This window comes from Pseudomonas sp. Ors-4-3C, assembly GCF_055755035.1.
In genome coordinates this window covers 6279854-6299380 of record NZ_CM146900.1, presented here as the reverse complement: position 1 = coordinate 6299380, position 19527 = coordinate 6279854, and the positions used below count along the sequence as shown (strand labels likewise).

The 19527-nt window shown below is 61.9% G+C and carries 18 protein-coding genes; 10 read left to right on the top strand and 8 right to left on the bottom strand.

Annotated features, from left to right (window positions below):
• Positions 1-100: 100 nt before the first annotated feature.
• On the top strand, positions 101-2494 hold the full coding sequence (locus ACVHNU_RS28435; RefSeq protein ID WP_473018734.1) for a heavy metal translocating P-type ATPase: 2394 nt from the start codon (positions 101-103) through the stop codon (positions 2492-2494).
• A complete protein-coding gene (cueR, locus tag ACVHNU_RS28430; RefSeq protein ID WP_473018733.1) occupies positions 2491-2904 on the top strand; it encodes a Cu(I)-responsive transcriptional regulator in 414 nt (137 codons plus the stop codon). Before ACVHNU_RS28435 ends, cueR begins: the two co-directional genes overlap by 4 nt.
• On the opposite strand, the gene ACVHNU_RS28425 is transcribed toward cueR, so the two are convergent.
• The 3 genes from ACVHNU_RS28425 to ACVHNU_RS28415 form a co-directional block, all read right to left on the bottom strand.
• Positions 2858-4060 carry an MFS transporter gene (locus ACVHNU_RS28425; RefSeq protein ID WP_473018732.1) on the bottom strand — a complete coding sequence of 401 codons (1203 nt, stop codon included), beginning with the start codon at positions 4058-4060 and terminating at the stop codon, positions 2858-2860. The genes cueR and ACVHNU_RS28425 overlap by 47 nt on opposite strands.
• Positions 4061-4282: 222 nt before the next feature.
• Positions 4283-5179 carry a PA4780 family RIO1-like protein kinase gene (locus ACVHNU_RS28420; RefSeq protein WP_003221347.1) on the bottom strand — a complete coding sequence of 299 codons (897 nt, stop codon included), beginning with the start codon at positions 5177-5179 and terminating at the stop codon, positions 4283-4285.
• 323 nt (positions 5180-5502) lie between these two features.
• The gene (locus ACVHNU_RS28415) at positions 5503-6780 is read right to left on the bottom strand and encodes an acetyl-CoA C-acetyltransferase (protein WP_473018731.1); all 1278 of its coding nucleotides are present in this window, start codon (positions 6778-6780) and stop codon (positions 5503-5505) included.
• A 282-nt stretch (positions 6781-7062) separates the two neighbouring features.
• On the opposite strand from ACVHNU_RS28415, the gene ACVHNU_RS28410 reads away from it, so the two are divergent.
• The 4 genes from ACVHNU_RS28410 to ACVHNU_RS28395 all read left to right on the top strand — a co-directional run bounded on the left by ACVHNU_RS28410 (position 7063) and on the right by ACVHNU_RS28395 (position 13038).
• Positions 7063-8415 carry a 3-oxoacyl-ACP reductase gene (locus tag ACVHNU_RS28410; protein WP_103520191.1) on the top strand — a complete coding sequence of 451 codons (1353 nt, stop codon included), beginning with the start codon at positions 7063-7065 and terminating at the stop codon, positions 8413-8415.
• Between the two features lie 2 nt (positions 8416-8417).
• Positions 8418-9272: a MaoC family dehydratase gene (locus tag ACVHNU_RS28405; RefSeq protein WP_473018730.1), complete on the top strand. Its 855-nt coding sequence runs from the start codon at positions 8418-8420 to the stop codon at positions 9270-9272.
• 332 nt (positions 9273-9604) lie between these two features.
• Entirely contained in the window at positions 9605-11233 is a 1629-nt protein-coding gene (locus tag ACVHNU_RS28400) for a collagen-like triple helix repeat-containing protein (protein WP_400508217.1), read from the top strand.
• Positions 11234-11367: 134 nt separating this feature from the next.
• A complete protein-coding gene (locus tag ACVHNU_RS28395; RefSeq protein ID WP_473018729.1) occupies positions 11368-13038 on the top strand; it encodes a ShlB/FhaC/HecB family hemolysin secretion/activation protein in 1671 nt (556 codons plus the stop codon).
• 169 nt (positions 13039-13207) lie between these two features.
• Here ACVHNU_RS28395 and ACVHNU_RS28390 read toward each other — a convergent pair whose 3' ends face one another.
• The 5 genes from ACVHNU_RS28390 to ACVHNU_RS28370 all read right to left on the bottom strand — a co-directional run bounded on the left by ACVHNU_RS28390 (position 13208) and on the right by ACVHNU_RS28370 (position 14551).
• Positions 13208-13345 (bottom strand): hypothetical protein, encoded by a 138-nt coding sequence (locus tag ACVHNU_RS28390; protein WP_473018728.1) that lies wholly within the window; start codon positions 13343-13345, stop codon positions 13208-13210.
• Entirely contained in the window at positions 13338-13508 is a 171-nt protein-coding gene (locus tag ACVHNU_RS28385) for a hypothetical protein (protein ID WP_473018727.1), read from the bottom strand. Before ACVHNU_RS28385 ends, ACVHNU_RS28390 begins: the two co-directional genes overlap by 8 nt.
• Positions 13509-13619: 111 nt before the next feature.
• Complete coding sequence (locus ACVHNU_RS28380) at positions 13620-14027, bottom strand: response regulator (protein WP_003221334.1); 408 nt, start codon at positions 14025-14027, stop codon at positions 13620-13622.
• 71 nt (positions 14028-14098) lie between these two features.
• Entirely contained in the window at positions 14099-14305 is a 207-nt protein-coding gene (locus ACVHNU_RS28375; RefSeq protein ID WP_003221332.1) for a Flp family type IVb pilin, read from the bottom strand.
• Between the two features lie 30 nt (positions 14306-14335).
• Positions 14336-14551, bottom strand: a complete 216-nt coding sequence (locus ACVHNU_RS28370) for a Flp family type IVb pilin (protein ID WP_003221330.1) — start codon at positions 14549-14551, stop codon at positions 14336-14338.
• A gap of 331 nt (positions 14552-14882) precedes the next feature.
• On the opposite strand from ACVHNU_RS28370, the gene cpaB reads away from it, so the two are divergent.
• The 4 genes from cpaB to ACVHNU_RS28350 are packed head-to-tail and all read left to right on the top strand — an operon-like array spanning position 14883 to position 19517.
• Positions 14883-15821 (top strand): Flp pilus assembly protein CpaB, encoded by a 939-nt coding sequence (gene cpaB / locus ACVHNU_RS28365; protein ID WP_473018726.1) that lies wholly within the window; start codon positions 14883-14885, stop codon positions 15819-15821.
• Between the two features lie 20 nt (positions 15822-15841).
• A complete protein-coding gene (locus ACVHNU_RS28360; RefSeq protein WP_045122276.1) occupies positions 15842-17065 on the top strand; it encodes a type II and III secretion system protein family protein in 1224 nt (407 codons plus the stop codon).
• Positions 17062-18252 carry a CpaE/TadZ family protein gene (locus ACVHNU_RS28355; protein WP_473018725.1) on the top strand — a complete coding sequence of 397 codons (1191 nt, stop codon included), beginning with the start codon at positions 17062-17064 and terminating at the stop codon, positions 18250-18252. Before ACVHNU_RS28360 ends, ACVHNU_RS28355 begins: the two co-directional genes overlap by 4 nt.
• Positions 18249-19517, top strand: a complete 1269-nt coding sequence (locus ACVHNU_RS28350) for a CpaF family protein (protein ID WP_003221319.1) — start codon at positions 18249-18251, stop codon at positions 19515-19517. The genes ACVHNU_RS28355 and ACVHNU_RS28350 overlap by 4 nt, the downstream gene beginning before the upstream one ends.
• Positions 19518-19527 lie beyond the last annotated feature (10 nt).

Sequence of the window (19527 nt, the reverse complement as noted above, 5' to 3'; positions counted from 1 at the left end):
GCTCCCACATTGGTTTTGTGCTGAGTCAAATATTGGCGCTTGACCTTGCCCGCATGGCAAGGTTGATCCTTGTAGACATCTTCTACAGGGAGTAAGACCGATGTCCGATTCCATCACCTTCGACCTGCCGATTGCCGGCATGACCTGCGCCAGTTGCGCCGGGCGTGTCGAGCGGGCGTTGCGCAAAGTCAGCGGCGCCAGTGGCGTCAGCGTCAATCTCGCCACCGAACAGGCCCGCGTCCAGGCACCGGGTGACAGCTTGCCGGCGTTGATGGAGGCGGTGCAGCGCGCCGGTTACAGCGTGCCGCAGCAGACCATGGAATTGAGCATCGACGGCATGACCTGCGCCTCGTGCGTCGGTCGCGTCGAACGCGCCCTGAACAAAGTCCCCGGGGTGAAGAGCGTCAGCGTCAACCTCGCCAACGAACGCGCACACCTCGAATTGCTCGGTCAGGTCGACCCGCAATCGCTGCTCGACGCGGTGAGCAAGGCCGGCTACTCGGCCAGCGTCTGGCAAGCCGATCACCCCACTACCGATAACCAGCAACAGCGCCTGCAACATGAACGCTGGGCACTGATCTGCGCCATCGCCCTGGCCTTGCCGCTGGTGCTGCCGATGTTGCTACAACCGTTCGGCATCCACTGGATGCTGCCGGCCTGGGCGCAATTCGCCCTCGCCACCCCGGTGCAATTCATTTTCGGTGCGCGGTTTTACGTGGCCGCGTGGAAAGCCGTGCGCGCCGGGGCCGGTAACATGGACTTGCTGGTCGCCCTCGGCACCAGCGCCGGTTATGGCTTGAGCCTGTACGAATGGGCCACCGCCGCCGGGCGCATGCCGCATCTGTATTTCGAAGCCTCGGCGGTGGTGATCGCCCTGGTACTCCTCGGCAAATACCTGGAAAGCCGCGCCAAACGCCAGACCGCCAGCGCCATCCGCGCCCTCGAAGCCTTGCGTCCGGAACGGGCGATTCAGGTCATTGACGGTCACGAGCAAGACGTGGCGATCAGTGCTCTGCGCCTGAATGATCAGGTGCTGGTCAAACCCGGCGAACGTTTCCCGGTCGACGGCGAAGTGCTCGAAGGCCAGAGCCACGCGGACGAAGCGCTGATCAGCGGCGAAAGCCTGCCAGTGCCGAAACAGCCGGGCGATAAGGTCACCGGCGGTGCGATCAACGGTGAAGGTCGTTTGCTGGTACGCACCACCGCCCTCGGTGCGGAAAGTGTGCTGGCGCGGATCATCCGTCTGGTCGAGGACGCTCAGGCAGCGAAAGCGCCGATCCAGAAACTGGTGGATAAAGTCAGCCAGGTGTTCGTGCCCACCGTGCTGCTGATCGCTTTGGCGACACTGATCGGCTGGTGGCTGTACGGCGCGCCCATGGAAACCGCGTTGATCAACGCGGTCGCTGTGCTGGTGATTGCCTGTCCGTGCGCCCTCGGCCTCGCCACGCCGACGGCGATCATGGCCGGTACGGGTGTGGCTGCGCGTCACGGCATTCTGATCAAGGACGCCGAAGCGCTGGAACGTGCCCATGAAGTCGACAACGTGGTCTTCGACAAGACCGGCACGCTGACTTCCGGCACCCCGCGCATCGCGCATTTCAGTGCGCTGGATGGTGATGAAAATACCCTGCTGACACTGGCCGGTGCCCTGCAACGCGGCAGTGAGCACCCGCTGGCCAAAGCCGTGCTGGACGCTGCCGCCGAGCGCGGCTTGCAGGTGCCGGATGTCAGCGACAGCCAGTCCCTGACCGGGCGCGGCATCGCCGGTACGCTTGCCGGTCGGCGCCTGGCGCTGGGCAATCGGCGCTTGCTGGAAGAAAGCGGCTTGAGCGCCGGCCAACTCGCCGAGTCCGCCAAGGCCTGGGAAAGCCAAGGCCGGACCTTGTCGTGGATGATCGAGCAAAGCCCAGAAGCGCGGGTGCTTGGGTTGTTCGCCTTCGGTGACACGCTCAAGCCCGGCGCACTGCAAGCGGTGCAGCAATTGGCCGCCCGAGGGATCCACAGTCATTTGCTGACTGGCGACAACCGTGGCAGCGCGCGTGTGGTGGCCGAGGCGCTGGGCATTGAAAACGTGCACGCCGAAGTGCTCCCCGCCGACAAAGCCGCGACCGTCGCCGAACTGAAGAAAACCGGGGTGGTGGCGATGGTCGGCGACGGCATCAACGACGCCCCGGCACTGGCGGCGGCCGACATTGGCATTGCCATGGGTGGCGGCACCGACGTGGCGATGCATGCCGCCGGCATCACCTTGATGCGCGGCGATCCACAGCTGGTGCCGGCGGCGCTGGAGATCAGCCGCAAGACCTACGCGAAGATCCGCCAGAACCTGTTCTGGGCCTTCGTCTACAACCTGATCGGCATTCCGCTGGCGGCGTTCGGCTTCCTCAACCCGGTGCTGGCCGGCGCGGCGATGGCATTGTCGAGCGTCAGCGTGGTGAGCAATGCACTACTGTTGAAAACCTGGAAACCGAAGGATCTGGAGGAACAGCGATGAACATCGGCCAAGCGGCCCGGCACAGTGGCCTGAGCGCGAAGATGATCCGCTATTACGAGTCGATCGGCCTGCTCAAGGCTGCCCATCGCACCGACAGCGGCTACCGGGTCTACAGCGATGATGACCTGCACACGCTGGCGTTCATCAAGCGCTCGCGGGATCTGGGATTTTCCCTGGAGGAAGTCGGCAAGCTGCTGACCCTGTGGCAGGACCGGCAACGCGCCAGTGCCGATGTGAAGGCCCTGGCGCGTCAGCACATCGACGAGCTGAACCAGAGGATCCGTGAGCTCGGCGAGTTGCGCGACACCCTGCAGGACCTGGTCGAGCACTGTAATGGCGACCATCGCCCCGACTGCCCGATCCTCAAGGAACTGGCGTCGGGCTGCTGCGCGCAACCCGCCCGCGCCTGAGCGCCAGCAGCTTTACGGTCAACAGCGTACCGAGCGGGATGCCATGGAACAGCATGACCACGGCACCCGGCGTCCACCAGCCGTAAAACGGCGCGGCAACCAGCATGCCGACACCGAACCCGGTCATTTGCAGCAAAGTCAGGAAACTGAAAATCGGCAGGCGCAAATGCTCCGGTTCACGCTGCAGACGCGACATCAGGCTGACTTCGGAGAAACCGTCCCCCAGCCCCGCCGGCAGCGAAAACAGCAGCAGACCGTAAAGGCTGTGCTGCTGGAACATCAGGATAAAACCGCAGGACATCAACGCCACGCCGAAGAAATACCGTCGCTCCAAATCACGGTTATCCGTGCCTTTGAGGCGACTGGCAATCCGTGCGCCGAACAGTTTGCCGCTGGCCCATACCGCCAACATCAGACCCAGCGTGGTGCTGGCCGAATCAGGGGTCAGCAGTTTGGAGATGATCGGGAATCCGACGTTGTGCGCGGCACTGCCCAAGGTGTCGGCCATGGTCACGGCAAGCATCGCGGCGATCACCGGAGCGCTGCGCAGGCCTTGTTTCAGAGCTGACCATTCGCCGCGTTCGCTGGTTGATTGCTCGCTGACTTCTGCAACGGCGAAGCGCAACGGCGTAATCAACAGCGCCGCCAGCACATAGGTCAGTGCGTTGAGCGCAAACACCGTTGCGAAACCAAATGCCGCCACCAGCAAACCGGACACCAGACTGCCGCCGACCATGGCTGCGGATGACGCCGAGGTGATCCAGGCATTGGTTTTCAGTAGCTGCGCCGGGTCGATCAGCCTCGGCAACTGGCTGTTGAGGCCGATGGCGAACATCGAATTGCCAAAACCCAGGCCGAAGGCGATCACCGGCAACAGCAGCGCCTGCTGGCTCAGCGGCAGGATCAACAGCAGGCCAAGCAGCGCCGCACGCAGCAGATCGAAGGCGATCAGCGGCACCCGGCCACTCCAGCGCCGATAGAAGCGCGTACCGATCAGACTGGCAAAAATCCCCCCGCCAACCCGGCTGGCGAGAAAGATCCCGACGCTCATGGCGCTGTTGCTCAGCAGGTAGACATAGGTCGCCAGCGCGACCATGTTGAGGAAGGCGCCGAAGTCGGAGATCAGCCGGGCAGTGATGATGAGGCGGGCGTTCACATTCAATCCTTGAGTGTGCGAGGGCGGACAAGATTCCCACACACATTCCAGGAACACCACAAATCCCTGTAGGAGTGAGCCTGCTCGCGATGGCTGTGTATCAGGTAACACTTTTGCTGAATGACACACCGCCATCGCGAGCAGGCTCACTCCTACAAGGGATCTTCGGTGTTTCGGGCAAACACAAAAAACCCGGCCGAAGCCGGGTTTCTGTTCAAGCGCTTACTGCATCCACGGTGGCGGCGGTGGTTCGTCGGACTTGCCCTTGGGCTCGTCATCCGCCGCACGGATCGCCTGCTTGCGCTCTTCGTCGAGACGCGCCGCTTCGATCTCGCGCAACACACCGCCAACGTCGGCCAGATCTTCCGGATCATCGAACTCACCGGTCAGCACGCTGTTGGGGTGCAAGGTGCCGGCTTCGTACAACGCCCACATTTCCTTCGCGTAGCGGGTCTGCTTCAGCTCCGGGGCAAAGCGCCCGAAGTACGACGCCATGTTGCCCACATCGCGCTCGAGCATGCTAAACGCGTGGTTGTTACCGGCGGCATCCACCGCCTGCGGCAGGTCGATGATCACCGGCCCGGTCGGGGTCAGCAGCACGTTGAACTCCGAGAGGTCACCGTGCACCAGACCGGTACACAACATCAGCACGATCTGCGAGATCAGGAACGCGTGATACTCGCGGGCCTGATCCGGCTCCAGCACCACGTCGTTCAGACGCGGTGCGGCATCGCCATACTCGTCGGCCACCAGTTCCATCAGCAGCACGCCATCCAGAAAGTCGTATGGCTTGGGCACTCGCACACCGGCACCGGCCAGACGGAACAGCGCCGCGACTTCGGCGTTCTGCCAGGCGTCTTCGGTCTCTTTGCGACCGAATTTCGAGCCCTTGGCCATCGCCCGGGCCTGCCGGCTGTTACGCACCTTGCGACCTTCCTGATACTCGGCTGCCTGGCGGAAACTGCGTTTGTTCGCCTCCTTGTAGACCTTCGCGCAACGTAACTGGTTACCGCAGCGCACCACATAAACAGCTGCTTCTTTACCACTCATGAGTGGGCGCAGCACTTCGTCGACCAGACCGTCTTCGATCAGGGGTTCAATGCGTTTTGGAGTCTTCATCAGCTTTTATTGTGGGTCCTTTATTACCAAACACGCGAATGTCACTCGTTATACGGCAATCCTCGCGCTACGGGGAGGGGGTGCCGACCTGTGAACCCTATGGATGCACACACTGTGCCGAAATAATCGAGCTTTGCCGATCATAGCTGAGCCGGTTTGAAATGTTGGTAATCGGCGTCGAGGGCATTTGCGACAGAATCTGACATTGGCGTTCATTTCCCCTGTGGGAGCGGGCTTGCTCGCGAAAGCGGTCTGTCAGACACAATGACGGCGCCTGACACGACCCCTTCGCGAGCAAGCCCGCTCCCACAGGGGGATTGCGCTCAACGTTCGATGATTGCGGTGACACCTTGGCCACCAGCAGCACAGATCGAAACCAGCCCCCTGCCCTTGCCTGCTGCATCCAGCAGTTTCGCCAGGTTCGCGACAATTCGCCCGCCGGTCGCGGCAAATGGATGCCCCGCCGCCAGCGAGCTGCCTTTCACATTCAGTCGACTGCGGTCGATCGAGCCCAGCGGCGCGTCCAGCCCCAGGCGCGTCTCGCAGTATTCGGGGTCTTCCCAGGCCTTGAGCGTACACAGCACCTGCGCAGCGAATGCTTCATGAATTTCGTAGTAATCGAAATCCTGCAAGGTCAGCCCATTGCGCGCCAGCAGGCGCGGCACGGCATACACCGGCGCCATCAACAGACCTTCGGCGCCGTTGACGAAATCCACCGCCGCCGCTTCGCCATCGCGCAGATACGCGAGGATCGGCAAACCACGTTCTTTCGCCCATTCCTCGCTGCCCAGCAGCACCACTGAGGCGCCGTCGGTGAGTGGCGTGGAGTTGCCTGCCGTCAGCGTGCCCTTGGCGCTTTTTTCGAAAGCGGGTTTGAGCGTGGCGAGTTTTTCCAGGGTCAGGTCGGGGCGCAGGTTGTTGTCACGGGTCAGGCCGAGAAACGGCGTCATCAGATCGTTGTGCCAGCCTTCGCTGTAGGACGCGGCGAGTTTGTGATGGCTTTCGAGGGCCAGTTGATCCTGTTCTTCACGGGGAATGTTCCAGGTCTGCGCCATCAGTTCGCAGTGCTGGCCCATCGACAGGCCGGTGCGTGGCTCGCCATTACGCGGAAATTCCGGGATCAGGTGCCGTGGTCGCAGTTGCAGAAAGGTTTTCAGCTTGTCGCCGGTGGTCTTGGCGCGGTTGGCCTGCAGGAGGATTTTGCGCAGGCCTTCGCTGACGCTGATCGGCGCGTCCGAGGTGGTGTCGACGCCACCGGCAATGCCGCAGTCAATCTGGCCGAGGGCGATTTTGTTGGCCACCAGCAGCGCAGCTTCCAGCCCGGTGCCGCAGGCTTGCTGGATGTCATAGGCCGGAGTGGCCGGTGACAGCCGCGAGCCGAGCACGCATTCGCGGGTCAGATTCATATCCCGTGACAATTTAAGCACCGCACCCGCCACCACTTCGCCAATCCGCAGGCCGTGCAGGTTATAGCGTTCGATCAGGCCTTCAAGCGCGGCGGTGAGCATCACCTGATTGCTGGCAGTGGCGTACGGCCCGTTGGAGCGGGCGAAAGGGATACGGTTACCACCGATGATGGCGACGCGGCGCAGCTGACTCATGAAAAGCTCCTTTTCCAAATGGTCGAATTCACCTGAATCCTTGTAGGAGTGAGCCTGCTCGCGATCGCATCGTGTCAGTCAAAACATCTGTATCTGACAAATCGCTATCGCGAGCAGGCTCACTCCTACAGGGTTCAACGTTGTTTCTGAATTTGTGTTTGGCCACACAACCATCAGCGGCCAACTACTCTGCTGTTCTAGCGTAGGCCTTATTGTGTGGATCGAACGATTGATTGCCGTTGGTAGTCCACACTTTGAACCCCAACATTTGGAGAGCGTTCCATGTCTGACCGCTATATCGACTTCGCCAACTCATCCATCGGCCACCGTCTGGTCGGGGCTTTGGGCCTGCCGTCGCCGGTGCGGCTGGAACGCTGGCAGGCCGGACGCCTGCGGCCGGTGGACGGTGCGCTGCTGATCGGCGGCGGGCCGCTGGCCGAGCGGGTCAACGCGTTCGCCAACCGCCTGACCGACGCGATCTACAGCTACGGCACCGAACCGTCGCTGGCCACCGCGTGGATTCCCGGGCACGGGCCGAAACTCAAGGCCGTGGTGTTCGATGCCAGCGATCTGCAGCACACCGACCAGCTCAAACAGCTGCGCGAGTTCTTCCAGCCGCTGATGAAAAATCTCGACAGCAGCGCACATCTGGTGATTCTCGGTCGCGCCCCGGAAACCCTGCGCGAGCCCTTCGCCTCCAGTGCGCAACGGGCGCTCGAAGGTTTTTCACGCTCGCTGGCCAAGGAGCTGCGCAGCGGCGGCACGCTGCAACTGATCTATGTCGGTGAGGGTGCCGAAGATCAACTGGAAGGCCCGCTGCGGTTTTTCCTTTCGCCGAAAAGTGCCTTTGTCTCCGGGCAGGTGATTCGCCTGAGCCCATGCGCCACGCCGGTCACCGATTGGACCCGGCCATTGGCCGGACGCAAGGCGCTGGTCACCGGCGCGGCACGCGGGATCGGCGCATCCATCGCCGAAACCCTCGCCCGCGATGGCGCCGAGGTGATTCTGCTCGACGTCCCCCCGGCCAAGACTGATCTGGAAGCCCTCGCCGCGCGTCTTGGCGGCCGGGCGATCACCCTTGATATCTGCGCCGAAGATGCCGCCGCGCAACTGATCGAACAACTGCCGGACGGCCTCGACATTCTGGTGCACAACGCCGGGATCACTCGCGACAAGACCCTGGCCAACATGACCCCGGAATTCTGGGATGCGGTGCTCGCGGTCAACCTCAACGCCCCGCAAGTGCTGACCAAGGCTCTGCTCGACAGCGGCACCCTGCACGACAATGCGCGAGTGATTCTGCTGGCCTCGATCAGCGGCATCGCCGGCAATCGCGGACAGACCAACTACGCCGCGAGCAAGGCCGGCCTCATCGGTCTGGCGCAGGCCTGGGCGCCAACTCTGCACGAACGCGGCATCAGCATCAACGCCGTGGCCCCGGGCTTCATTGAAACCCAGATGACCGCGCACATTCCGTTCGCCTTGCGCGAGGCCGGGCGGCGCATGAGTTCGCTGGGCCAGGGCGGTTTGCCGCAGGACGTCGCCGAAGCCGTCGCGTGGCTGGCGCAACCGGGCACCGGCGCGTTCACCGGGCAGGCGCTGCGGGTCTGTGGACAAAGTGTACTGGGGGCCTAGGCATGAGCATCGAATGGCACACGCTGGATCGCGAACCGAGTCTGCCCGGCCTGTATGCGCGGGCCGCTGCACGACGCAAGATCACCGGCACCACCCTGCCCGACAGCGGTTTGCGCTGTTGGATCGACATCGACCACAAGCGGCTGGCGGACTATCGCAAGGTCTGTGGATTTACCGATGACGGACTGCTGCCGCCGACTTATCCACACATCCTCGCGTTCGCCCTGCAGATGCAATTGCTCACGGCGAAGGAGTTTCCATTCCCGCTGCTGGGGCTGATTCACCTGAACAACCGCATTCGCGTGTTGCGGCCCATGGGCGGGATCAGTCGCGCGCAAGTCAGTGTGCGGGTGCACAATCTGCAGCCGCATCCCAAAGGCGCGACCTTCGATGTGCTGACCACTCTCGATGATCAACTCGGGCCGCTGTGGGAAGCGGAAAGCCAGATGCTCTGTCGCGGCGTGAAACTCGACGGCGAACCCGTCGAGCAACGCTGGGAACCCACGCAGATCCTGACGCAGGTTGCGCAGTGGAAAGCACCGGCCGATATCGGTCGGCAATACGCCAAAGTCTCGGGCGACTACAACCCGATTCACCTGAGCGCCGCCAGTGCCAAGCTCTTCGGCTTCCCCACGGCCATCGCTCACGGTTTGTGGAACAAGGCCCGTACGCTCGCAGCGCTGAGTGATCACCTGCCCAAGGCCAACCTTGAGGTCAGCGTGTTTTTTCACAAACCGGTGCGTTTACCCAGTGAGGTGACTTTGCTGGCGAGTGCAGCAGGCTCCAGCGGTGAACTGCGTTTGATCGGTGCAGGCGACCTGGAGCACATGGTCGGTCAGTGGCAGCCGATTGCCTGATCGCTGAAGAGGGGGCTTTGTCTCCCTCTTCAAGGCCGGCCAAGCCTGTAAATTGTGTATATATCACTTAAGTTTTCACCCGCACGAGCCCTTTTCCGGCAACGCACCAAGCCTTGATTCTCAAGGCTTTTTTTTTGCCCGTTTATACCTTGGGTATTAGTCCTTAGGTCCTGTACACCGCTATGTATATAAAGGCGTTAATACCAACTTGAGAATGGCGAGGATCCAGTCGCGCGATTGATATGAGCACAACGGACGGAGGCATTGCCGGCGCTAGAACCGGCGGGCCATCGAATACAACGAACGTTGTGACAGGTGCAAGGAACTCAATCATGAAAACTCAATTTGCGTGGTCCAAATCAGCAATCGCTTTGGCATTGATCTTCTCCCTCGGCCTCGCTGGTTGCAGCAGTGGCGGTGGCGGGCATCACAGCAGTTCCGGCAGTTCGTCTCCAGCCAGTGGTACGGCAGGAACGTCCGGGTCTTCGGGCAGCTCCGGTACAGATGGCACGAGCGGTACTGGCGGCACGGGCGGTACTTCCGGAACCGGCGGCACCGGTGGAACTGGCGGCACGACAGTGATTACCGGTCCGGTCGGGCCGACCGGACCTACAGGGCCAACTGGCCCGACAGGCCCCACCGGCCCCACGGGTCCAACTGGCCCGACTACCCCAACTACCCCGACCACCACTCCGGTAGTGACCAACTCGCTAGTGCAGGATGTCGGCAAAACCGTCGCCGGCGTCGGCGATGGCGTCGGCCAGATCGGCGACTCCCTGGGCACGGTTCCTGTCGTCGGTGGCGTCGTACAAAGCGCAGCCAACACCGCCGGCAACGTAGTCAGCACGTTGGGTAATGGCTTGACCAACGGCATCGGCAAGCTGGGAACAGTCGACAATGGCCTCGGTGTGACCGCCTCCTCGGTTGGCGGCGTGGTCACCGATGTCGGCAACGGCGTCTCTGATCTGAGCGGGAAACTGGCCACGGCGACCAGCAGCGTTCCGGTGGTGGGTGGCGTGGTCACCAAAGTCGCACCGGTACTCAACGGCGTTGGCGAAAAAGTCACCATGCTCGGTGACACCCTCAGCACGGCAACAACGACCGGCCCACTCGGTTCAGTGACCAAGAGTGTCGGTAACGGACTGGTGCCGGTGATCGCCATGGTTGAAAGCACCACCGACAAAATCGGTGACACGACCGGGCTGGGCACACCGCTTAACGGTGTCCTGCAACAAGTCGGCGGCGCCGTAAACGGGCTGGGTACACAGGTCACCGGCACTGGCAATGGCAATCCCGTGACCAACACCCTCGGCGGCGCACTGAGCAACGTCGGCACCACGGTCAGCACGGCTGGCGGCCTGGTCAGCAGCGGCACAAGCACCGGTGGAGGCACGGGTGGCGGTCTTGGCGGGGGACTTGGCGGAGGCCTCGGCGGTACCGGCCTGCTGCAAACCGTTGGCGGTGCAGTGGTCAACGTCGGCACAGGATTGAACGCAGGCAACAACAATGGTCTGGTGAGCGCAGGCGGCGTGGCCGGCGCATCGGCGGGCAACGTAATCGCCTCGCTCAATACCGTTCTGGGTGGTTCCGGTACACCGATAACCAGCACCACAGCGCCACTGGCAGCACTGGGCAGCAACGTCGGCGCCGCACTCAACCCGGTTACCACAGCAGTCTCCGGCCTGACCCAACAAGTCGGCGCCGCGACCGGCCTCGGCAGCCCGGTTGCCGGCCTGACCAATCAGGTAGGTGGCGCGGTCAGTGGTCTGGGCGGTGCAATCGCCGCAACGAATAATCCGGTAGGCACCGCAGTCGGCGGTCTCGTCAGTAACGTCGGCGCTACCGTTGGTGCGGTCGGCGGACTGGTCAGCGGCGGCACCACCACTGGAGGCACCGCAACCGGTGGCCTGGGTGGCGTACTTGGTGGCCTGACCGGCGCTCTTGGAGGCAACAAACGCTAAATTGCACCTGGCCGATTCGACGGCCTCACCTACAGCGCCTACGCTTGGTTGAGGGCGGAAGATTCCCACGAATCTTCCGCTTTTTTCTTAGGAGAAAAACAGCCCTGTGCTGCGACCTGACCACGGAGTGTCCTATGCGCGTAATGGCATCCCTGCTGTTCCTCAGTCTCAGTTCCGCCGCTTTCGCCGACACCCTGCCCAGCTTTCTCAACAGCAACGAAACCATTCGCAATCTGCCCGTGCCGAATCTGCCGGCCGATGCCTATCGCCCGGCCACCACCCCGGTGCAAGTGCCGGAACCCGGCGCGGCCAGTGCCCAGCCGCTGATGATGGAAACCAGAATCACCCTGAAGACGGTGCAGATTGAAGGCGGGACGATCTATCCACTCGGCGAACTGGCCGAGATCTACAAACCCCTGATCGGTCACCAGACCAGCCTTGCCGACCTGATCGAAGCCACCCGCAACATCACCCGCCGCTACCAACAGGACGGTTATCTGCTGTCCTACGCGTTCTTGCCTCAACAAAAGTTCGACGACGGGGTAGCGCGGGTGGTGTTGGTGGAAGGCTACGTCAGGGATATCCAGATGCAGGGCGACGTCGGCCGGGTCAAAGGCCTGCTCGATAAACTGGCAGCGAAAATCCAGGCCGAACGGCCGCTGACCCGCAAGACCTTCGAGCGCTATACCACGCTGATGACCCGCATTCCCGGAGTGACGGTGCAGGCCCAGGTGCCTCCGCCCGGCACCACCGACGGTGCCACGACCCTGGTCGCCCAGGCCAGTCGCAAACCGTTCACCAGCACCCTGAGCACCACCGAAGACAATCGTAACGGCACTCAGGCATTGCTCGGCGTGAGCAGCAACTCGCAAACGGCCATGGGCGAACAGCTGACCCTCAGCGGCCTGTTTCCGCCGGGGCACGACGCAGAGCATTACTATCGCCTGGACTACAACCAGTTCCTCAATGCAGAGGGCACACAACTGAGCCTGTTCGCTTCGCGCTACCGCGCCGACCCGGGCACCAACGTGCAACTGGATAACGGTCTGGAACTCAAGCCGCATCAGGAAGACGATCGCTACTCCATCGGTTTCAGTCACCCGATCATCGCTTCGCCCAACGAGTTGCTCAGCGCCGGCGCAAGGCTTTATGCGGTCGACGATACCACCCGCTATAACGTCGTCGGCTACCCCTTGAGTGTCGAAGAACGCACCGACATCCGCGCCGTCGCCATCGAAGGTGACTGGCGCAAGTCAGACGCCCAGCAACTGCGGATTCTCAGCGCGGGCCTGTACCAGGGCATCGACGGCATGGGCGCGCACACCAATAACCCGGATCTGGATATCAACTTTTTCCGGATGCGCCTGTCCGGCGTACAGAGCGACAAGTTCTTCGACAACTGGCAGGGCGTGCTGTCGGCGGCGCTGTACTGGAGCGATGACACGCTGCCCGACAGTGAGCGTGCGGTGTTTGGCGGGCAGAATTTCGGCCGTGGCTACCCGGACGATCAGGCGTCGGGGGACAAGGGCTGGGGGGCGGCTTACGAGGTCAACTACAGCTTCAACCGCGACGGCAACTGGGTGCGCATCCTGCAGCCGTACGTGGTGCTGGACCGTTCGAAAACCTGGTTCAACAAACTGGCGGTGCAAAGCAGTGACCTGTCCTCGGCGGCCGTCGGGCTGCGCTTCGGCGATGCCAAGTACTACAACATTGCGCTGGAAGCGGCCAAGCCGATGGCCGATGAAGCACTGGACACCTACAACCGCCGGATGAGGTACAGCATCAGCTTCAGCTATCAGTTGTAGGAAGTCAGATCAATCAACTGAGCGGACAGACCGCTTGCTCTCACATTGCAGCGCACATCCCTGTGGGAGCGGGCTTGCTCGCGAAAGCGGTGGATCAGCCAGCATTTTTGCCGACTGACACTACGCCTTCGCGAGCAGGCTCGCTCCCACAGGTTTTACGCGAAGTGGATCAGAACGCGTAACGCACCTTCGCAGTAAAGCTGTCGGAGTCGAAACCGCTCGAAGTCAGATAGTTGTAAGAGCCGCCGACGCTCCAGGCACCCATCCGGTAGTTGGCGCCCAGACCCAGTTCGTAGCTGTCACGCACCGGCGGTCTGGTAAACCGTATCCTGCTCATCCAGCCGCGCCAGCAGATTCGATACACGACCGACCGCCGTCGCCGCGTTGCGGCTGCCACCGACCGCCAGGGTGTTCTCGGCCAGTTCCTCGCTCGACTTGGTCGTCACCACACTGGTGATGCCCGTTGCCACTCAAGTCGACCAGACCCAGGCTCTGCAGATTGCTGTTCAGCGATCCGCCGCTCAAGTCGTAATTGAGGTTGGCGCCAATAATCAAAGAGCTGGTGAAAGGCGCAAGGCGCGTCAGCCGACATCTACCTTGGCAATGGGAAACAGATTGTTCAGCGTCTCAAGCAACCTGACGTGATAGATCGGCTTGCGAAACAGATCCAGCACCTGCAAGCGCAGCATGTCGCTGACATCTTCCATATCCGCATGCCCGGACGTCACGATGACCGGCAAGTGCTGACGCGACGTGTGCTCGCGCAAACGCTTGATCAGCGACATGCCGGACTCCTCCGGCATGCGCAGATCCGTAATCACCAGGGCAATATCGGGATGCCGGGTCAGATGGTGCAACGCAAGCTTCACCGATGTCGCGGTATGGCAGACAAACCCCTCGCCCTCCAGCAACTCCGCCAACTCGAGCAACGCGTCCTCTTCATCGTCAACCAGAAGCAACTGTTGGCGCGGGATCGAGGAAGCAGTCATGGGCAATACCTGAAAACCGAGGGTGGAACAGAGTGTAGTGCGACAGTCGCCAAGTGCGAGTTTTATCCCGCTCAGGGCGTGGGTGCCGTTACCGCCGTACCACCCAGTGCCACCAGCAGATTATTGAACATGATCAGCACTCTGGCACCGACGGGCGTGACAAAGACCACCACCACGACCGCTACCATCGCGACCACGATTGCATACTCGATAGCCGAGGCAGCTTCGGTACTGGAGAAAAAGCCGCGGGCACGCATCTTCAGGTACTCAAAGAACATCACCGTTCTCCTCAGGGATTGGCAGCGCGACTATGGTGTTGCACGGGTTTGCGCGGTGCCACCCAGTCCGACCAGAATATCGTTGAAGTACTGCAGGACGCGGTTGCCCAGTGGTGTCACAAACGCCACGACGACAACGGCAACCATGGCCACCACTATCGCGTACTCAATTGCCGACGCCGCTTCTTCGTTCTTCACGAACAGCCGGGTTCTGGCCACCATATAGTCGATGATCATCTGAAACATACGTCCACTCCTTTGCGCCTCTGGCGCCGCTAACGCTACAGCGGCAAAGCCTCCACCGTGCTATCTGAGCATTGTCAACAAACCCCCGGTCAACAACTGTAAGAACGGATTAATCACAAAGAATTAATCAGTTGGTCGTGACGCTTAGTTCAACTGTTAATTGGCGATTGCTCATACTTTAGTGAGTTATTTTCCGGCCAGTAATGGCGTTTTGGCTTGGATCAGCTAGCTTGGAAATAGCGAAATAGTTGCATGTTCATAGCTGCCTGAATGCGAAATTCCCTTGTCAGGAAATACGGGCTTGTAGTGCAGCAGGAAAGGGAGAGCCGTCATGAACAGTCGCATCACCATGGGCCTTGCAGCATTACTTCTGCTGGGAGCAATTTTTGTCGGCTATTGGGGACTGGTGCTCAGTCGTCAACCGGCGCCTGTTGCCGAAGCTCCCGCCGCCCCGGTCGCCACTGTTGAAAAAACCGTTGCCGTCGCCGAAGACCAGACCCGTCAACCCGTGGTGGTGCTGCTGCACGATGTGCCGCCGTTCACCCCACTCACTGCCGCCGACGTGACCGTGGAAAAGCTGCGTAACGCACCGGCCGGCAGCCTTAAAAGTGTCGATCAGGTCGTTGGCCGCAAACCCTGGCGGCCGCTGTCTGCCGGCACCTGGCTGAACGACGAAAGCTTCGACGCCGGCGGTGCTCTGGCCCGCATGATCCACAGCGATGAACGCGCGCTGACCGTGGCAATCGATGAAGTGATCGGCGGCGCCGGGCAACTGATTCCCGGCGACTATGTCGATGTGCTGCTGTACCTGCGTCAGGACAGCAGCAACCTGCAACAGTCGGCGCAGGTTGTCGTGCCCGCCCTGCGCGTGCTCGGCGTCGGTGACCAATACGGCCTGACCAACGACGGCCAACCCGCCACACCGGCCCTGAACAGCGACGACAAAATCAAACAGGATCAACGCCGAATCGCCGCGCGCACCGTGGTGCTGGCGGTGCCCGAGCAATTGCTGAGCCGGATGATGCTCGCCACCCAGGTCGGCACCTTGCGGCTGGCCGTGCGCAGCAGCGAAGAACAGCGCCTGGCCAAATACTGGGCCGGCGAAGCGCAGTCGCCGGCGCACCTGGACAACGCCAACAGCCAACTCTTCCAGTTCACCCAACTGGCGCTGGGCAGCGGCCCGAAAGCGCCATCCAGCGCTGAACACGGCGCTGCGCGCAAAGCGATGGAAGTGATTCGCGGCAATCAGATTTCCCAACAAGCCCCATGACTGAGCAAGGATCCAAGTGCATGCAGAGTCGATTCAGGCCGATATTAAAACCTGTACTCCGGGCCTTGATACTGACAGGACTGTCGATGAACGCGGCCTTCGCGGCCACGGGCAATTGCTCGGCGCTTTCCCGCATGCCCCCGGTGATCGAGATCGGCGAAGGATTCCAACAGGACATCCAGTCGCCAGTGACGATCACCCGCGTGGCAATCGGCGACCCGAAAATCGCTGACGTGCACGACACCGGTCACTCATCTTTTCTGCTGACCGGGGTCGCCCCCGGCGCCACCAGTCTGATGGTCTGGACGTCATGCTCCAGTGAGCCGCGCCAGAGCATGGTGTTCGTTCAAGGCAGCGCCACTGCTGCTTTGACCAACGCCAGCCGAATGCCTTCCGATGATCCGACGCTGCCCTCGCAAGTGCAGACCGACATTCGCTTCGTCGAAGTCAGCCGCACCAAACTCAAAGAAGCCACCGCCTCGCTGATCGGCACCCGTGGCAATTTCCTGTTCGGCTCCCCGGGTACGCTGCCGCCCATCGACGGTGTACCGACCCCGAAACTGCCGGTGGACAACACCCTGTTCAACTTCTCGTGGATCGGCGGCAAGACCATGGCGATCATCAACGCCCTGGAAAGCAGTGGCTTCGCCTACACCCTCGCGCGGCCAAGCCTGGTGGCACTGAGCGGGCAGAGCGCGAGCTTTCTGGCCGGGGGTGAAATCCCGATTCCGGTGCCCAGTTCCGGCAGCGACAACGTGTCGATCGAATACAAGGAGTTCGGCATCCGCCTGACCCTCACCCCGACCGTCATCAGTCACGACCGCATCGCGCTGAAGGTCGCACCGGAAGTCAGCGAACTGGATTTGAGCAACGCCGTGCAAATCGCCGGCACCACCGTTCCGGCCCTGACCATTCGCCGGACCGACACCAGCGTCTCGCTGGCCGATGGCGAAAGCTTTGTTATCAGTGGCTTGATCAGCACCACCAACAGTTCGCAGGTGAACAAGTTTCCGGGGCTGGGCGATATCCCGGTGCTCGGTGCCTTTTTCAAAGGCTCGCAGATCAAGCGCGAAGAGCGCGAGCTGCTGATGATCGTCACGCCGCATCTGGTACAGCCACTGGCGGCCGATGCACAACTGCCGTCGCTGCCGGGGGAAAAACTGCGCAACTACGACCCGAATTTCTACCGCATGTTCTTCCTCGAAAACGGCAACTTCGACAAACGCAGCGGGTTGTCGCAATGAGCCAGAGCCTGAGCCAGACCTTCCTTGCGATCACCCGCAACAGCACCGATCTGGAGTGGCTGCAAAGCGCCCTCGCCCCCCTCGGTCAAGTGGTGAGTGCCGGTGGCGGCAGCCTCGACGAACTGCTGGCACTGGTCGACGTGACCTTTGCCAGCCTGGTGTTCGTCGGCCTCGACCGCGAGCACGTGGTGGCGCAGAGCGCACTGATCGAAGGCGCGCTTGAGGCCAAGCCGATGCTGGCGATCGTCGCGCTGGGCGACGGCATGGACAATCAGCTGGTGCTCAATGCGATGCGTGCCGGTGCCCGGGACTTCGTCGCCTATGGCTCGCGCTCCAGCGAGGTTGCCGGACTGGTGCGCCGGTTGAGCAAACGCCTGCCACCCGTGGCACCCAACACGCAACTGGGCGGCCTGACCGTGATGTACGGCGTGCAGAGCAGTTCCGACGGCGCGTTGCTGGCCAATCACATGGCGCTGGTGGTGCAAAAGAGCGGGCAGCAAACCTTGCTGCTGGACCTCGGCCTGCCCCGCGGCGATAGCCTTGCCCTGTTGGGGCTGGAGAGTTCGTTTCACTTCGGTGATGCCTTGCGCCACTTGCGCAGACTCGACGCCACACTCATCGACAGCGCCTTCACCAGCGCCGAAGCGGGCCTGCGGATTCTCGCCTACGCCAGCAACGACGAGCCACTGGAAAACACCAGCGCCGCCGAGCTGTATATGTTGCTCAGCGCGCTGCGCCAGCACTTCCAGCACATCGTCGTGAACCTCACCGGGCAAGCCGACAGCGAAGCATTGCGCACCTTCGTCAGCCACTGCGACAAGCTGCTGTGGTACACCGATCAGAACGTGCTCAACTGCCGCCGCAACCTCGCCGTGCTCAACCAGTGGCGCGAAAAAGGCATGAAACTCGATCATGGACGCCTGCTGATCGACCGTTATCTGAGCAACGTGGCGCCGAGCTCGGAAACCCTCGGCAAGACCTTCAATCTGGAAGTCATTGCGGTACTGGCGTTCAATCCTGAAGTGCGGCTCAACGCGAAAAATCAGGGCGTGAGTCTGTTCGAACTGGCGCCCCGGGAAAAAGTCACCCAGAGCCTGCGCGCCCTCGGTGAACGCCTGGCCAAACGCTCCGAGGGTCTGGCCAAACCGAAAGTCACCTGGTTCGACCGCTTGCGAGGTTCCTCATGAGCGCGGAAAAACTCTTCGGCGCACCGCAACGCGCAGGTCTCGGCAACACCGATCACGAAGGCCTGAAACTGGTGCTGCACCGCTACATCATCGACGCCATCGAAGAGTCGGGGAGAAACCTGCTGGAAGGCTCGCGCCAGCAGCTGGCGCAATTTGTCACCGACAAGGTCGCCGAATACATCGCCCGTTTGCACCTGGCGATTTCCCGCTATGAGATGGAGCGGCTGGCCGAAGAAATCGTCGACGAACTCACCGGCTTCGGCCCACTGGAGGTGTTGCTGCGTGATCCGTCGGTGACCGAAATCCTGGTCAACGGCCCGCACCGGGTGTTCATCGAACGCGACGGCGTGCTGCATCAAAGTGACTTGCGCTTCATCGATGCGCACCACGTCGAACGGGTCATGCAGCGAATTCTCGCACCGCTGGGGCGACGCCTCGACGAGTCTTCACCGATGGTCGACGCACGCCTCCCGGACGGCAGCCGGGTCAACGCGATCATCCCGCCGATCGCTCTCGACGGCCCGTGTCTGTCGATCCGGAAGTTTCGCAAGGACATGCTCAAAAGCACCGACCTGATGGCCATGCAGACGATCGACATGGCGATCTTCGACTTCTTCCAGGACGCCGTGGGCAAGCGCTGCAACATCCTCATCAGCGGTGGGACCGGCACCGGGAAAACCACGTTGCTCAATATTCTCAGCCAACTGATCAACCCTCATGAGCGTCTGGTGACCATCGAAGACGTCGCCGAATTGCAGCTCGGCCACCCGCACGTCGTGCGCCTCGAAACCCGTCCGCCGAATGCCGAGGGCCACGGCGAAGTGAAGGCCAGCGACCTGATCCGCAACGCCCTGCGGATGCGTCCCGACCGGATCATCCTCGGCGAGATTCGCGGCGTCGAAGTGGTCGACGTGCTGACCGCAATGAACACCGGCCACGACGGTTCGATGAGCACCGTGCACGCCAACAACGCGCAGGATGCCTTGCTGCGACTGGAGACGCTGGTGGGCCTTACCGGCCGCACGATCGCCGAACGCACCTTGCGCCAGATGATCTGCGCGGCGCTCGACGTGGTCATTCAGTTGACCCGCATGCCCGACGGCCGCCGCTGCGTCAGTGAAGTGGTGGAAGTGGTCGGTATCCGCGAGGACGTCTACGTCACCAACACCCTGTTCCGCCTCGACCGTCGCACCGGTTTCGGCTTCCTGCGCGAAGCCGTCAACCCGGCCGGCGACAAGTTGCGCAACGACGCCCATCCGGGCTGACGGCAAGGAG